General features: G+C 54.1%; 18 protein-coding genes and 3 pseudogenes. 10 read left to right on the forward strand and 11 right to left on the reverse strand.

Features of this window, described 5'->3' with window-relative positions:
• Positions 1 to 30 precede the first annotated feature (30 nt).
• The 3 genes from PCPL58_RS01975 to PCPL58_RS31910 form a co-directional block, all read right to left on the reverse strand.
• Positions 31 to 867 carry a DUF932 domain-containing protein gene (locus tag PCPL58_RS01975; protein WP_065348695.1) on the reverse strand — a complete coding sequence of 279 codons (837 nt, stop codon included), beginning with the start codon at positions 865 to 867 and terminating at the stop codon, positions 31 to 33.
• Positions 868 to 913: 46 nt separating this feature from the next.
• Entirely contained in the window at positions 914 to 1,291 is a 378-nt protein-coding gene (locus tag PCPL58_RS01980) for a hypothetical protein (RefSeq protein ID WP_065348696.1), read from the reverse strand.
• Between the two features lie 434 nt (positions 1,292 to 1,725).
• On the reverse strand, positions 1,726 to 2,169 hold the full coding sequence (locus tag PCPL58_RS31910; RefSeq protein WP_065348697.1) for a hypothetical protein: 444 nt from the start codon (positions 2,167 to 2,169) through the stop codon (positions 1,726 to 1,728).
• 361 nt (positions 2,170 to 2,530) lie between these two features.
• Here PCPL58_RS31910 and PCPL58_RS01990 point away from each other — a divergent pair, with 361 nt between their 5' ends.
• From PCPL58_RS01990 to PCPL58_RS02000, 3 genes are all read left to right on the forward strand, one after another.
• Positions 2,531 to 2,860 (forward strand): type II toxin-antitoxin system RelB/DinJ family antitoxin, encoded by a 330-nt coding sequence (locus PCPL58_RS01990; RefSeq protein WP_003381772.1) that lies wholly within the window; start codon positions 2,531 to 2,533, stop codon positions 2,858 to 2,860.
• Positions 2,787 to 3,107, forward strand: coding sequence for a type II toxin-antitoxin system YafQ family toxin (locus tag PCPL58_RS28790; protein WP_015060653.1), 321 nt, complete (start codon positions 2,787 to 2,789; stop codon positions 3,105 to 3,107). The genes PCPL58_RS01990 and PCPL58_RS28790 overlap by 74 nt, the downstream gene beginning before the upstream one ends.
• A gap of 386 nt (positions 3,108 to 3,493) precedes the next feature.
• The gene (locus tag PCPL58_RS02000; protein ID WP_005769724.1) at positions 3,494 to 4,114 is read left to right on the forward strand and encodes a recombinase family protein; all 621 of its coding nucleotides are present in this window, start codon (positions 3,494 to 3,496) and stop codon (positions 4,112 to 4,114) included.
• A 25-nt stretch (positions 4,115 to 4,139) separates the two neighbouring features.
• Here PCPL58_RS02000 and PCPL58_RS02005 read toward each other — a convergent pair whose 3' ends face one another.
• Genes PCPL58_RS02005 through PCPL58_RS02020 form a run of 4 tightly spaced genes read right to left on the reverse strand, consistent with a single transcriptional unit; the run spans position 4,140 to position 5,379 of the window.
• Positions 4,140 to 4,436 carry a hypothetical protein gene (locus PCPL58_RS02005; RefSeq protein WP_057446100.1) on the reverse strand — a complete coding sequence of 99 codons (297 nt, stop codon included), beginning with the start codon at positions 4,434 to 4,436 and terminating at the stop codon, positions 4,140 to 4,142.
• 10 nt (positions 4,437 to 4,446) lie between these two features.
• Positions 4,447 to 4,668 carry a hypothetical protein gene (locus PCPL58_RS02010; protein ID WP_057446101.1) on the reverse strand — a complete coding sequence of 74 codons (222 nt, stop codon included), beginning with the start codon at positions 4,666 to 4,668 and terminating at the stop codon, positions 4,447 to 4,449.
• 34 nt (positions 4,669 to 4,702) lie between these two features.
• Positions 4,703 to 5,119 carry a TraR/DksA family transcriptional regulator gene (locus tag PCPL58_RS02015; RefSeq protein WP_057446102.1) on the reverse strand — a complete coding sequence of 139 codons (417 nt, stop codon included), beginning with the start codon at positions 5,117 to 5,119 and terminating at the stop codon, positions 4,703 to 4,705.
• Between the two features lie 35 nt (positions 5,120 to 5,154).
• Positions 5,155 to 5,379, reverse strand: a complete 225-nt coding sequence (locus PCPL58_RS02020; RefSeq protein ID WP_024421145.1) for a carbon storage regulator — start codon at positions 5,377 to 5,379, stop codon at positions 5,155 to 5,157.
• A gap of 132 nt (positions 5,380 to 5,511) precedes the next feature.
• On the opposite strand from PCPL58_RS02020, the gene PCPL58_RS02025 reads away from it, so the two are divergent.
• The gene (locus PCPL58_RS02025; RefSeq protein ID WP_020339809.1) at positions 5,512 to 6,015 is read left to right on the forward strand and encodes a hypothetical protein; all 504 of its coding nucleotides are present in this window, start codon (positions 5,512 to 5,514) and stop codon (positions 6,013 to 6,015) included.
• Positions 6,016 to 6,442: 427 nt separating this feature from the next.
• On the opposite strand, the gene PCPL58_RS02030 is transcribed toward PCPL58_RS02025, so the two are convergent.
• From PCPL58_RS02030 to PCPL58_RS02040, 3 genes are all read right to left on the reverse strand, one after another.
• Positions 6,443 to 6,634: a hypothetical protein gene (locus tag PCPL58_RS02030; protein WP_046720395.1), complete on the reverse strand. Its 192-nt coding sequence runs from the start codon at positions 6,632 to 6,634 to the stop codon at positions 6,443 to 6,445.
• 385 nt (positions 6,635 to 7,019) lie between these two features.
• Positions 7,020 to 7,343: a hypothetical protein gene (locus PCPL58_RS02035; protein ID WP_007253135.1), complete on the reverse strand. Its 324-nt coding sequence runs from the start codon at positions 7,341 to 7,343 to the stop codon at positions 7,020 to 7,022.
• Entirely contained in the window at positions 7,336 to 8,034 is a 699-nt protein-coding gene (locus PCPL58_RS02040; RefSeq protein WP_065348698.1) for a ParA family protein, read from the reverse strand. Before PCPL58_RS02040 ends, PCPL58_RS02035 begins: the two co-directional genes overlap by 8 nt.
• A 344-nt stretch (positions 8,035 to 8,378) precedes the next feature.
• Between PCPL58_RS02040 and PCPL58_RS02045 the strand changes: the two genes are divergently transcribed.
• The 4 genes and pseudogenes from PCPL58_RS02045 to PCPL58_RS02060 all read left to right on the forward strand — a co-directional run.
• Entirely contained in the window at positions 8,379 to 9,014 is a 636-nt protein-coding gene (locus tag PCPL58_RS02045; RefSeq protein WP_065348699.1) for a recombinase family protein, read from the forward strand.
• Positions 9,015 to 9,106: 92 nt separating this feature from the next.
• The gene (locus PCPL58_RS02050) at positions 9,107 to 9,379 is read left to right on the forward strand and encodes an arylsulfatase regulator (RefSeq protein ID WP_065348678.1); all 273 of its coding nucleotides are present in this window, start codon (positions 9,107 to 9,109) and stop codon (positions 9,377 to 9,379) included.
• Between the two features lie 153 nt (positions 9,380 to 9,532).
• Positions 9,533 to 10,276, forward strand: a complete 744-nt coding sequence (locus tag PCPL58_RS02055) for a MobA/MobL family protein (RefSeq protein ID WP_272939307.1) — start codon at positions 9,533 to 9,535, stop codon at positions 10,274 to 10,276.
• A pseudogene (locus PCPL58_RS02060) lies at positions 10,239 to 10,631 on the forward strand (transposase); the annotation flags it as partial. The gene PCPL58_RS02055 and the pseudogene PCPL58_RS02060, both read left to right, overlap by 38 nt.
• A gap of 150 nt (positions 10,632 to 10,781) precedes the next feature.
• On the opposite strand, the pseudogene PCPL58_RS31915 reads toward PCPL58_RS02060, so the two are convergent.
• Positions 10,782 to 10,913: pseudogene (locus PCPL58_RS31915) on the reverse strand (hypothetical protein); the annotation flags it as partial.
• Between the two features lie 786 nt (positions 10,914 to 11,699).
• Between PCPL58_RS31915 and istA the strand changes: the two are divergent.
• Both istA and istB read left to right on the forward strand, forming a co-directional pair.
• Positions 11,700 to 12,377: pseudogene (istA, locus tag PCPL58_RS02065) on the forward strand (IS21-like element ISPsy4 family transposase); the annotation flags it as partial.
• Positions 12,374 to 13,172, forward strand: a 799-nt coding sequence (gene istB, locus PCPL58_RS02070; protein ID WP_065348700.1) for an IS21-like element ISPsy4 family helper ATPase IstB, incomplete at its 3' end; no start/stop codon positions are given. The pseudogene istA and the gene istB, both read left to right, overlap by 4 nt.

The following is a 13,172-nucleotide window of genomic DNA, read 5'->3' on the forward strand; positions in this document are numbered from 1 at the left end:
CGGTGACAGCCAACGCCCAGTTGTGTTGAATTAAGCGGCTTTTCTGTGCTCACCCATAGCCTGCGCAAGTACCCACAAGGCCCGGTTCAGTTTCACGTCCTGATCAATCCCATTGACCGCTCGCGTGGTCGTGCGTCGGCCTTGCTTGTTACGCCCGGTCAAACCGCCTTTGATGGTGTTTTCCTGGACTCGATTGAAGGTGGTCCAAAGGTCGCTGCTACGGTCCTCCCGACGGCGTGGCATGAGCAACTGGGACGGGGTAACAGGCGCAGGTCCTTCTGCCGGATCGTAGCGATACGCCAAGGCAGCCAATGCGAAAGCCTCTTGCTCGTCCTGGTCTAATTGTTGATGCTTCATGTCAGCGGTGATGTGGTCGATCTGTTCGAAATGCTTCAACACTTCGAAGGCGCCTTCGATCACGTCATGCACCACATCACCACGACCGCTGTGTCGCACTTTCTGGTCAGCGGCAACGTCTCCCAGTACCAGTCCATTTGCACACACGAAACGGAATTTTCCTCCAATCATCTGATAGCTGCTGCTGCCATCGTGGCTGTTGAGCAGGATGACTTCGTTGGCTTCCTGGTCCAGGATCTGGCTCGCATGGCGCAGGCGCAGCATGTGCTTGGTGTGCTCACGTTTGCCCTGGTCACGCACGCGTGTCTGACAGGCCATGAATGGTTCAAATCCTTCGGCGCGCAGCGCATCAAGTACCTGCACGGTCGGGATATACAGATAACGTGCCGACCTACTGTCGTGCGCTTCTTCGGCGAAGATGGAAGGCACATAGTGGGCGATCTGATCGTTGCTCAGTGCGACGTCACTGCGGATCATGCATGGGTTACGGAAGTTGCTGGACATACGCATATTTTTTCTCCTGGTGTAGCGCCCGGCCTGACGGGCGTAAGCGGGGTTAAGCGGCGAAAAGGTCGCCCTGGCGGTCGGCGTAGCTGCACCAGCGGGCAAACGATTCGTTGCCGCACCAGGTCTGAATTTTTTCCACGAAGCCTTCACGACGCGCTGTGGTGATTAGCTCGGCGATCACCTCGGCCGAGTCACCCATTTCAAAGCAGTTGTCGAACTGGCGTTCGCCCAGGCCTTCGAAACCGTTGTCCCAAAGTTCATACCGGACTATGGCGTCTGCCAGGTCATGCTTGAACGTCAGCACCAGGAACTCGACGCGGGCATTGAACTTGTGTACCTGGCGACTCAGTTTCAGCAGCTTTTTGCAGATCTCGACCTGACCGCTTGTGAAGCGCTTCATCAGCTGTTGCTTTGCTTGTCTGTTCATTTCGTCTCACCTCTGTGCCGGCTTTGCTGAGTGCCTTTCGCCGATGCGCTTAGGTCGATCGGGCGCATAGGTGCATGACAAGGGCGCGATGCGAGGCCGCAGCTAAGGGAGCGAAGCGAGTCTGAACGGGGGAGTGTCGCGGGCGCAGCCGAACCCTTGTCAGGTGCCGCGCTCGATCTACCGTCAAGCGCACGGCGAAAGGTGCGCAGCAAAGCCTGCAGGTGATACGGGAGGTACAGGCAGCGACGGCAAGCGGAGCGCGCAGGCCGAGAGGCCGGAGGCGTTAGAGCCGGCTTGCCGGCGAGGATTGAAGCCCGAAGGGTCGAGACGGGCCGGCTTCATGGCCTGGCTCGATGCGCAGCACGAAAGCCCGGCCCTGAGCGCAGCGAGGGGAACGCTCGTCAGGGTGGAGCAATGATCAAACCAGGTATGCCTCAGGTGGACAGAGCGTTCTCCTCCCCCATTGCTCGATCTGGCTCGAGCGATTCAACTTGTCTGATCGTAGCTCCTGCAGCTGCAGAACAAGTCGAACCGCCGATGTCGCTCGAGTGATCAGGGGAAGCATCCAATCGCGCTTTGATGCGCGCCATGAGTCTGTGTACCACCTGCCTTGTTAATCCCGCATCAGCAGCCGCTTCTGCAACGCTCGCCCCCATCACCAGGACGAGCCTGGCTGCATGCAGAGATTTTGCGGAATAGGCTCGGTGCCCACTGCTGCATGACATAAACGTCACCACTCGCTCAAACGCGTGTGGATTCATCAATGCGCACTGCGATGTAGGACTGATCAACCGTATGAGCTGAGCTATTTGGGTTGGAGTGAAGGTTTGCTGGATCTGTGAAGCTGTGGCCAAAACCATATCATCACGGACGGACATTAGATAATTCCAGTAAATCTATTATGTCATCACATGTAACTACACTTGATTAAACTTGTAAATTGTAATTAGCGTCACCACATGTAGCTACTTCTGTCCTAGGCCCACCGTTCGCCGCAGGGTCAAGCTGAACGAGTCGTTCATGCCTGCTATACCAGGAGGGAGTTCAGGTTTGCACCGCTGATGGGAACATAGGCTTGCGATTCAGCCGGTCTCCACCGCCGGTGGGAATTCGCTGTAGGCCTTTCACAGGTTGGACCGATGATCAGAAATGATGCGCGATTACTTGTAGTTACTTGCGAAAGGGCCCAGAATTAGCGTAGTAACAATGTAGCTACAAACAGCATTGAAAGGTGATATTATGACAGCACTACTGAAAAGTACCGACGTGCGTTGCCGCATCGAAGAAGATTTGAAAGAGCGAGCTACTGCAGTGCTGAGCGCTTGCGGCCTGAGCCTGAGCGATGCGATGCGTCTCTTTCTTCGTCAAGTTGTGGAAACCAGGGGGCTCCCTTTTGAAGTGAAGGCGCCTTCCGAGAAAACGGCTCGAGCTTTGGCTCAAGCCCGTGAGATCCGCAGTCGGTTCGACTCGATTGACGAATTGTTCGAGGATCTAGATGGCAAAGAAGCCCGCAAGACCGGCAAATCTAAAGCGCGCCCCGTTGCCAAAGAGAACGGCGTACACGCCTGAATTTAAGAAATCATGGAAGCGGCACAATGATGCCGGCCGGCAGCCTATGACCGAAGCCAGGGATGTGATGAGAATGCTTTGGGAGGGTGATACGTTGCCGGCTCAGTACCTAGATCACGAATTGCAAGGCGAATGGGCGGGTAACCGAGAATGCCATATCCGAGGAGATTTCTTACTGGTCTACCAGGTTACGAAAACAGATGTGATTTTTGTTGATATAGGCACTCATGCAGAGCTGTTCAAATGACCCCGCTGCGGCGGTTTCTTTATGCCTGTGGAATGGCCCGCGAGCGCACCATGACAGCAGACCGGAGCAGGCCGACTCGCGATCAGTGTCGGAATTAGCAATCAACGGAACCACTTTAGGCCTATCTGTGCGGTGCAATGCCGCCTTATGACGTTTATGACAGCTTGCCTAAGATTTTGGCTAGATTCGTCATCACTTGTCGCTACATTTGTTCAGTTACGTCCTCAACCTATTTTGTCACCAGTTGTAGCTACTACAAATGTCAATATAGGGTCTACCCCAAGTGACACGAAAATCAGCACGACCCGATTTCAGCTTTGCGCACTTAACGCACACCCAATTTGATACAATCATTTGACTACACCCAAAATGAGACGGATCTACTGATGTTCATTCGTGCATACCTTCGAGCATCGACCGATGACCAGGACGCAAGTCGAGCGCGCGATTATTTGGAAACGTTTGTCTCCGGCTACGGCAAGGCCATCGCATCGTGCTACATGGAAAATGCCAGTGGCAGCCATGCCGACCGCCCGGAATTAATCCGACTACTCAAAGATGCTCGCCGAGGTGACGTGCTGCTGGTGGAAAGCATCGATCGGCTGTCGCGGATGGATGACCAGGCTTGGCGATCCCTCAAAACAGCAATCGATAACCGAGGCATACGGATCGTCTCTGTGGATCTGCCTACCAGTCATCAAGGCATGACGGCCCAGTCGGGGGACGAGTTCACCGACCGCATGCTGGCGGCCATCAACTACATGATGATCGATATGATGGCCGCGATTGCCAGGAAGGACTATCAGCAAAGAAGACTGCGCCAGGCACAAGGGATTGAGAAGGCAAGAGCTTCAGGCGTCTACAAAGGCAGACCCGTAGACGCAGAACTGCGTAACCGAGTGCGTGAGCTGCTGGCTGCGGGTCTCGGAATCCGCGCCGTAGCGAGGCATGCTGCGTGTTCAACTACGACCGTCATGAAGGTCCGCGACGAGCTGGCGCAACGTTAGTCGGTTAAGGCCAATAGGCACTGACCTACTCATCGTCACGAAGCACCCAGCCCGCTTTTGAAAAAGCCCACCGGGTCAGGACGAGGCTATCAAGGGGGTCATACGGGCGGTTGTCCCAGTCGTGGCTTGAGATGTTCACCCTTCTAGCATTTTTGATCAGTGTTCCTGTGTGCCCTCCCCGGGAAATCAATTGGACTGAATCATCTGACTGTCGCTCGAATTCGATCCGAACCAGGATGGGATAGTCATACCCATTGCCTTTGGCCTGAAGCGGCTCAGTACTGGTTATGAACCCCATGGCGGGGGTAGGAATCGCGTTCATAGAATGTTCCTTAGCCCTTTGGCTCTGCAGCGGCCCATTGGATATAAGCGCTTTCGATCAACCACGTAGCATCAGCTGCTGTGGGTACAGGATTGAGCGCTATTTGAGCCAGCTTTTTTTCTATCCACGTCAGCAGTGCGGTACGTCCTGCCGGACAAGGCATCAAATCGCGCTCCAAATGGTTGGCAAGCTCTGAGATCGCCACATCGCGCTCGACACTTTCTGCAGTCATCGCAATTCTCCTGGATCACTTCGCTGCGGCTACTTTACTGGGCCGCTTGGCGTTGGTGTATTCCCTTGGCCTCCAGCACACGCATCGATTCGACCGAGTACAACGACTCGGGGACCAGTAGCAGGCGTTTTAGGCCTATGGCCTCGCCAGTTTCCTGACAAAAACCGTAGTCGCCCAGAGCGAGAATTTCCAGGGACTTAAGCACATGGCTCAACGTCTGTCTGTCCCTTTCTATCATGCTTGCTGCCACTGCTCTGTTTTCCTCATCGGAAGCGAAGTCTGCTTCGTCCGGGTGACGCTCGATCTGGCAACTGGCCTGACAGCTGAGCAAGCGATCACGAAGCTCTGCGGCTTTAACCTCCAACCGATCTTTGAAAAAGGCCAGTTGGTCTACGCTCATGTACTCGTCCTCAGCTTGATCCAGCAGCAGCTCAACGCTCATCAATGCCATCTTGTGCTCCTGATATGGTTGGTCATTCAAACTTCCTACCGAGTGACCAACGAGCGCCACCGGCGCTTATGAGTAATAACAGGACCAGGCTTGCCATCGGTCATTTCGTTATCAACGTTTCTGCTCTGGGCCTCGACGGCATCTGGAGCTTCAATCTGGATACGTACATCCCCAGTATCCTCTGAAACGCTTAGGACTTGGATCTGAATTCCTTCGCCAATCATAATATTTTCACCTTCGCGGCGAGTCAGAAGGAGCATACGATTTTCCTCTTTCCATGGACAACTGGGCCAGCGCTCTGTCTCTGGCTTAAAACAGCGATGTAAGGAGCAATCAAAGGACAGCCACTGCCGCTGTAGGCGTTTTTCGCTCGATCCGCTAGCATCCATACAATGGATAACGAACCTCATCCCAAGCATGAGGACGGCCAGCAACGTCTCACAATTATTGCAAAGGAATTTTCCATGCTGAAATCTATTCTTTTCCACGTCACACCGAAACTGCAAAAACTTGAAGCTATCGCTCTTTCCTGCGGCGTAATTCTTCTTTTTGGTTACGTCCTGATCTCCATGATTTTACATCTCATGGACGTGGAAATTGAGCAGTCGCGTCTCGTTGATGGAATCGGGCCGTTTATCTTCATTGCAATAGTAATCAGCTCAGTGTGCATGTTGCTACACATGATGATTAAGGCAAGCCCCATACAGATCGAGGCACAGATAACTGTCGAAGGCAAAAAATTGACGGAGGCGCAATCCAAAGCCGTTCGGATTGCCTTGAGGGAGCTTAGTAATGCAGGGCAGACAATAGTTCAAAGCGACGCTCTTGCGCCCGAAGGTGCTCATGCCAGCGCGCCTCGGGCAGCGGAGGTACTCAAACTGATTATGCAGAAGTGATTTGCCAATAGTACTTAAAGGTGACCCGCTCTCACGTTTTAGCCCGGCACACAGTTGTAACAGCGTGTTGCCGCTGATGCAGAATTGACCCTACTGCCGACTTGGCATTGCCCCATAAGTATTAAGTCCAAAGTAAGACCTGCTAACGCTTTACGAAGTATAAGCTTGGGTCAGCGAAATTTCGGCAGCAGGGTCAATTCTGCATCAGCGGCAACAGACCTGGGATTCCCACCCTGCCCCGCCAAGCGTCACAAAGCCGTTGTTCTCTTCGTCTCCGAAGGTAATTGCGATGCACCAAACCGGTTTTACAGCCTTCACCTTCATTGTCTCTGTCCTTTTTTCGCGGACGCGAAAATTGGCGTCCTTCTACTCGCTCGGCCCAGCTTTTTAGGGCTGGGCTTGTGGTGTACCTGGGCGCTTTCCAGTGTCAGGCGCGTTTAGCGCGCAGGGTCGCCAATGCAGCGTCAATTTTAGCCTCCGCGTCGCGGAATTCCGCTTCTTCCTCGCTACCAGGCACGAAAGAAACAGACTCATGCCCCCAGCTCAGAATAATGAGGTCACGCAGCGTCAGCTTGACGCTGATTTCCGAATCGAGGTCTTGCTTGGTGTATTTGTCCATGCCGTTTTCCGTGCATTCGTAAATCGTTGATAAACCTTGTGATCTTGCTCAATCCCGCGCGTTTTCCAGCGGGTTTTCCTTCAACAGTTCAGCAGGTGACCGGACGTGGTTAAACGCTCGGGTTTTTCAGCAACGTTGACGGCCCATTGGTAGACGGTCGCCAGTTCTTTGCCCCTGGCCATCGCCAGAAGGCATCTGCTGTGCCGTCGATCCTGATCCAGCACACTCGATCCCTGCCTGGAGAACGCATTACGTGCGTTGTGCCTTCCGGGGCTTCCGACCAGTCGGCAATCGGCCTCGCGGGTTCTTGGACATTAATTGCAGACACTTCGACCGGATCAGGCCCAAAGTGCGGATGGGTCAAGGTAACTGCTACCGCGCATCACTATTTGACTTGAGAGTCCCTTTCTTCGAGCGCGTCTAAGGCCAAGCTCACTAGATCACCAAGGACTCTGATACCGCGTCTTTCGGCCATCTCATAGAAACGATCATGACAAGCTTCTGTCACCTTGATGTTGAGCTGTTTTTTTGGCGAACTGGAGTTAAACCGTGCACGCTTTGCAGGCTTGGCTTCCGGCGCCGCCCGCGAAGGAAAATTGTTATCTTTAGATATCTTTTCGATAACCTCAACGTCTGCCGGACGCTGCTCCTCCCCTTTCGGCTTGAAATTACCCAAGTTCGCAAAAGGGTCGATTCGTTTATCAGTCATCACTCACCTCCCCCACCGGTTGGAGTTTTGATACGAGCTCTGCAGCGAATGCATCAGCGTTTGCGACAGCCTTATAGATGCCTGGTACCTCAGAAGCATTCAAATCACCCAAAGGCTGTTGAAAGGAGAACATCGCTCGAAAGGCTTCACGCTCTGTCATTACCGTTTCGAACATAGGAATCTGCTTCTCCACAAGACTCCTACGTAGATTGGACATAGTTCGGGTTTGGTAGGCAGGGGGTGTGCGTGTCAGCAGAATTGAGAATGGCAGGCTATAGCCTGGCAGATGCCTTCTCATAGCTAGCTCTTGATCGTTTATCAGAGAAACCGCCCTGCCCGCCTGCTCTGCGTCCAGTAAAGACCCTTGCATCGGCACAACGACAAAATCTGCCTCCTGTAACGCTAGCACCACAATTTTGGCGGCAGTACCTTCCAGGTCGACAATCACGAACGGATCGAGATTGGCAGCTTCACGAATTTTGCTCGCGATGTTGTTTTCCGTCACTCCGGAGATAACTGTCATATTGGAAGGACAATGCCCACCCGCCGCCCATTTGGCGATCGGGTAGTTAGGGTCAGCGTCGATTACTGTCACACCTACTCCTCTGGCGGCTAGCTGGGTAGCCAGAGCTAGGCATGAGGTGGTTTTACCTACCCCACCCTTGGGGCTGATAAAAGGGATTGTTGGCATATCGATATCTCCGGATACCTATGGCTATCAAAAGCTATCTAATGATAGATATTCAGCCAAGCATAACAAGCCACCTAAAAGTATCAATAGATATCTCATAATATCCTGAAAATATCTCAAGATAGCAAAAGATATCAAGAAGTATCATTTAGCTAACTGAGCGTAGTGGACTACCGAGGGCTGGGAGCAACGGAGCAAAATACCAACGTAAGACCTGCCTCGGGCGTTCGGTATGGCTCAAAAGGGTAGCTCACCTCGGAATGGCTCTTTAGGATTGCGTTTAGACCAAGTGAGCCATGGCTGATAAGCTCGGCCCGTTTAGGTATACCAAAATGGGCCATATAATGACGACTCTCAATGTTGCGCGGGTGTACCTGCGTGTCAGTACCGAAGACCAGGACTTGCTGCGCCAAGAAGCGATCATTGGCAATGCGCGAGCATCGGGCTACTACGTGGCTGCGGTCTATCGCGAAAAGGCCTCGGGCGCTCGATCCGACCGTCCCGAGCTGCTGCGCATGATCGAGGACCTGCAACCAGGTGAAGTCGTCATCGCTGAGAAGATCGACCGAATCAGCCGTCTTCCCTTGGTCGAAGCAGAAAAGCTTGTGGGTGCGATCAAGGCTAAGGGCGCACGTTTGGCGGTGCCCGGCATCGTCGATTTATCGGAATTGGCCGAGGCATCCGGTGGCGTCGCCAAGGTGGTGTTGCAAGGCGTACAAGACATGCTGTTGCGTGTGGCACTGCAAATAGCGCGTGACGACTTCGAAGACCGTCGAGAGCGACAGCGGCAAGGCATCGACTTGGCCAAGAGCGCTGGTCTATATAGAGGACGCAAGCCGAATGCTAAAGTGCATGAACAGATCATTGCCTTTAAAAGCGGCGGGTGTAGCATTGCAGAGACTGCTCGGCTGGCAGGGGTCAGCGTCAGCCAGGTAAAACGCGTTTGGTCGCAGTACCTGGCGACTAAGGCAGATGTCTGAGGTGCTGCTTGGTTCAGTAACCGTCTGTGACCTTGCTGAATTATTTCCAGCCTCTTGGTCAACAGTATCGAACCCTTTCATCAGGCAAAAAAATGCTCGATTTATCCGCAGAGCAACACCAGCTGGCGAAGACAGTCCATGATTATGCCAGCCGATTTCCATCGACAGAAAGTGGCGATAGCCAGCTACTTCAGGGCTGCTATGACTATATGATGGCTTTCAAACAGGTGCTCGACAGCTCATCAAAAATCCAAATGGACTATATTTGCCTGCAATATCCAGGTTTTTTTCGTTTCGCAAAAATGATGGAGTTGCTGGCCCAAGGTATTGCTGATGGCGTCATTCAGGTACCGAAAAAGCACTAAAAGTGACAGACCAGAGAATTCTGGCGGTTATGACGATTGAAATCAGCTTAACGTACTTTAAAATCCGGTTTCTGAAGCGCCCCCATTTGGGGAAGATCACAAGCCAAAACAGAGGCAAAAGCCATCGCCATCTTCCACGCCAGTACAAAATCGATAGCACGCAGTGCCGGACGTTCGTCCGTTGCTGCGGCTGCCTATCGGTCTGGTACTGAGCTGGTCGATATGCGTACCGGTCTCGTCCATGACTACACATGGCGCGATGGTGTTTTTTACACAGCAATCATGTTGCCGGACGGCACCAGTGCCGAGCGCAATGCTCTGTGGAACGCCGCCGAATCCGCAGAGAAGCGCAAGGATGGCCGGACAGGTCGCGAGTGGATCATCGCGCTACCCGCCGAACTGGATGAAGACGCGCGCCAAGAACTGGCATCTGCGTTTGGCATCGAGCTGGCCACCCGTTACGGCGTTGCCGTTGACTTGGCCATCCACTTGCCAAATCGTGAAGGCGACAACCGCAACCACCATGCCTTTGTGATGACCACTACCCGGCAGGTCAGCCGTGATGCAACTGGTCTGCTGGTGATGGGTGAAAAGTCCACCATCGAGCTTTCAGATACCAAACGCCGCAGCGTGGGCCTTGGTTCCGCAGCAGATGAAGTGGTCGCCATCCGCCAGTTGTGGGAGAGGATGGCTAACCGCGCCCTGGAGAACGCTGGTTCAGATGCCCGGATCGATTCACGCAGTCTCAAGGCGCAGGGCCTAGATCGCGAGGCGACCATGCATCTGGGGCCGGTGGCCAGCGACATGGAACGCCGCGGAAAGGCCTCTGATCGGGGCGATGGCAACCGGCAAGTTGCTGTGGACGGCCGCCAACGTGGCGGATGTCACCCAGGTTGACCAGTTGCTGCACGGTGACGAAACCTATGTTTCGGGTGACGCTGGATACACCGGTGCGGCCAAGCGACCGGAGCATGCTGAACGGGACGTTATCTGGTCGATTGCAGCACGGCCAAGCAGTTACAAGCAGCACGGCGAAGGCAGCGTGCTGTATCGGGTCAAGCGCAAAATTGAATATGCCAAGGCGCAACTGCGTGCCAAGGTCGAGCACCCCTTCCAGGTAATCAAGGTGCGCTTCAATCATCGCAAGGTTCGCTACCGTGGGTTGGAAAAGAATACAGCGCAGTTGTTCAGTTTGTTTGGGTTGGCCAATCTGATGCTGGCCAAGCGGTATTTGCAACAGGCGGCAGGATAAATCCGTCTGAAAGACGGGACTGGCCCGCCTTTCAGCAAAATGAGGGCAGAAATCTGCCCGAGAAACGTAAAATAAGGCCGGCAGGTTGAAAAAAACCGGCTTGGAAATGGGGACGGTGCGAACGGGTTAATTGTTCAGCGTCTCCCTAGGGGACACGCCGTACAACTCAGCTATTGCTGCCACTTGTGTAGCCCGCTCCGGACTTTTCTTTGGCAAGCGGTCGAGCCGTTGCCGCAATTGCAGCAACGAGTCAACAGGAATGGAACTACGCTTGGCGTCCATTTTGAGCTAGGTTTTGTACGAAAAGTCGGTGGGGGTAGAATTGCCGCCATGATTGGCTGGATGCTCGCATGGCAAAGCGTTACCAAGCTCGCTCGCAATTAATCTGAGCCAGACGGCTCCGTCAGTCGCAGTTAATCTGAGCCGAAAATTGCGCTGATTGCGAGCACGGCTGTTTTCGATTGCAAGCCGCTACAAGTAGTGCTTCACTAATTGCACAAATAAAAATTATGTCAACCGGTGATTTAACGTACGCCCAAACCGTCGAAATCACCGTCCTGTCATTTTGAGTGTTCTTTCGGCACCTGAATGACGCCATCAGCAATACCTTGGGCCAGCAACTCTCCATCATCCAGTCTTATGGGCAAGGAGTAATACAAGCGGTGGGAGTACAGCAGGTGGATGGCTGCGGTCCAGCTTTGGCACCACCCCCACCCCCAGCATTGGCACTACCACCAGCACCAGCTTTGGCACCACTAGCACCACCACGGCTCGCGATCGGGTCTCCTTGGTTTTGAGAGCCACCTATATTAGCGCCACCGTCGGCATGAACAAGGGGTGCTTGCAGAGAAATGACAGTAAGACCGGCTAAGGCCGCAAACTTGATTTTAGAGAAAGTGCAATTAAGTTTCATAGAATCCATCTTGTCTGATCAGAAAGTTTGAAAAAAATTGGAAATCTTCCATTAGTGGTAAGTTAAGTACAACGGTTCCGTGCATAGGAGAATACCGGCCAGGCACACCAACCCCTCAACTCGGCGTCAGGCCGCTCACCAGCACCCTGTCAGACGAGACACTGCCCGGCAAGCAGATACAGGTGGACTTCACCACCATTCGACGAGGCCGTCAGCCGCTTAAGGCGTTCGTGGCGACACTTGGTTTTAGTCGAGCAAGCTTTGTCCGTTTCTCCGAGCGAGAGGACAGCGAAGCCTGGCTGACAGGGCTTCGGGAGGCGTTCGCTTACTTTGGCGGCGTGCCCGAGCAGGCATTGTTTGATAACGCCGGAACCATCATCACCGAGCGAGATGCTTTTGGGGAGGGCCAGCACCGTTGGCATCCCCGATTGGCTGCGCTGGCCGATGAGTTTGGTTTTATTCCCAAGGTCTGCCGCCCTTACCGTGCCCAGACCAAGGGCAAGGTTGAGCGCTTCAACGGGTATCTGAAGGGCAGTTTCATTACCCCGTTGGCCGCTACGCTCAAGAGTGCGGGTCTGACGCTGGATGTGGTGACGGCCAACGCACATATCGGCCAATGGCTCGACGAAGTCGCTCATCAGCGGATTCACGGCACGACGGGTGTTCAACCGGCGGTACGTCTGGCCCAAGAGCAGCAGGTACTATTACCACTGCCAACACAGAGCCTGCGCCCACAACCCGCCCAAGGCCTACGCCTGGGACGGGTCCTGCCGTACGAGAGCTTGCAGCATCCGCTGTCGGTTTATGAGCAACTGCTGGAGATGAGAGCATGAACCTTCAACATGCTCGCCTGACAGAACTATGCAAGGGGCTAAAGCTTGAGCGCGTCGGGGTGGACTGGCCGCACCTGGCCCAACAAGCAGCAAGCGGCGAAGACAGCTTTGCCGACTTCCTCGAAAAGCTGCTGGCTGCCGAGACCGATGCCCGAAGTGAACGCTCTCGACAGGCCCTGCTGAAAACTGCCGCGCTGCCCGCTGTGAAAACGCTGGAGCAATACGACTTCGCGTTTGCCACCGGCGTCCCCCGGGCACAGCTCCAGGAGCTGGCAGCACTGAGTTTTGTTGGACGTGCCGAGAACATCGTGTTCCTGGGGCCTAGTGGTGTAGGCAAGAGCCACCTGGCTATCGCCCTGGCCTACCGGGCAGTGATGGCCGGTATCAAAACCCGCTTCGTCACGGCGGCTGACTTGATGCTGCAACTGACCGCTGCGCACCGCCAGGAACGGCTCAAGGAATACTTCAGTCGTGTGGTGATGGCCCCTGGGTTGTTGGTCATCGATGAAATCGGCTACCTGCCGTTTGGTCGTGATGAAGCCAACCTGTTCTTCAATGTTGTCGCCAAGCGCTACGAGCAAGGCAGCCTGATCCTCACGAGTAACTTGCCGTTTACCCAGTGGGCCGGAACCTTTGCGGATGATCAAACACTGACAGCGGCCATGCTGGACAGGCTGTTACATCATGCCCATATCGTGCAGATGACAGGTGAAAGCTATCGACTCAAGGACAAGCGCAAAGCAGGAACCAAATCTTCTCGGGCCGAACCGGCTCGAAAATATGAACCCGAGGGGG

Source organism: Pseudomonas cerasi (assembly GCF_900074915.1).
Taxonomy (GTDB): Bacteria; Pseudomonadota; Gammaproteobacteria; order Pseudomonadales; family Pseudomonadaceae; genus Aquipseudomonas; species Aquipseudomonas cerasi.